Source organism: Bartonella sp. MM97QHHN (assembly GCF_042194285.1).
In the GTDB taxonomy this organism is placed as follows: Bacteria; Pseudomonadota; Alphaproteobacteria; order Rhizobiales; family Rhizobiaceae; genus Bartonella.
In genome coordinates this window covers 1-1,026 of sequence record NZ_JBHIMS010000035.1, presented here as the reverse complement: position 1 = coordinate 1,026, position 1,026 = coordinate 1, and the positions used below count along the sequence as shown (strand labels likewise).

Here is a 1,026-nt window from a genome sequence, read left to right as displayed (position 1 = left end):
GCTTGTCTTGCTTCCTTGCGAACATCCTCAATAGCATAATTCAATGTCTCAAACTTCATATCCGTATACGAATTAGCCTCATTAACTCCATCTTTTACAATATGAGAAACTTTCTCATCCGTATACTTATTGGCATCTTCAAGAACTATCTTCATCTGCTCTTCAGTATAATCATGCAACTGACCACCATTAACAGCTTGCTGAGAACCTGTTTCAATCTTTCCATCCGCTACATTATCTATCATAACAGGTTCGCTGTCATTGCCTCCTACTAACGTAACCTTATTCGTCTTTTTACCATCATCATCTTTGTCATATTTAACCGCTCCATCCATAACCGTTGTTGTAATATCTTTTACATGTTGATCAATCGTATCTACTTTCTTTTCAACCTCTTTCACTTTCTCATTCGTCTCCCATAGCTGACCTCCATTCACAACTTCTTGTGAATTCTCTTCAACTTTACCAGCTAAGACATTCTTAATCTTGCTCGACTTGTCATCATGCTTCGCGTCATACGCTCCTTCAGTTTCATTCCAATTTAAACCATTGGATGCAACATTCTTCTCAACATCATGAATACGATTGTTGATATTGGTCATACCTATATTCACACCATCAAACGCAGCTGCAACATTATCATAGCTCGTCTTCTCATCTGAACTACCGTCGCTCTTAAATTGTGCAACCTTGAATTCCGGTGCACTCCATTTCCCATCCTTATAGCCCGCTCCTCCTCCTAAATAGGACGCTAAGACATTACTCATAGAATAAAGCTGTGAACCATTCACCGCATCCGTCGATGTTTCTGAAATCGCTCCACCACGCACTCCAGAAAGAGTCCGTTCCGCTCCATCAATATTGGAAAGGGTAATGCTCGTGCCACTTTTTTCGCCTCCAATGCTAATAACATGCGTCTTTTCATCTTGCTTAACTAAGCTATCGCCTACGACTTTGTTAATTTCTTTATGAATATTCGTGAAAGACGTCCCTACTCCTGCTAACGCATCCGCAACATTGCCATAA

General features: G+C 40.4%; 1 pseudogene. It reads right to left on the bottom strand.

Features of this window, described 5'->3' with window-relative positions:
* Positions 1–1,026 (bottom strand): annotated as a pseudogene (locus ACFIJW_RS02040) (hypothetical protein); the annotation flags it as partial.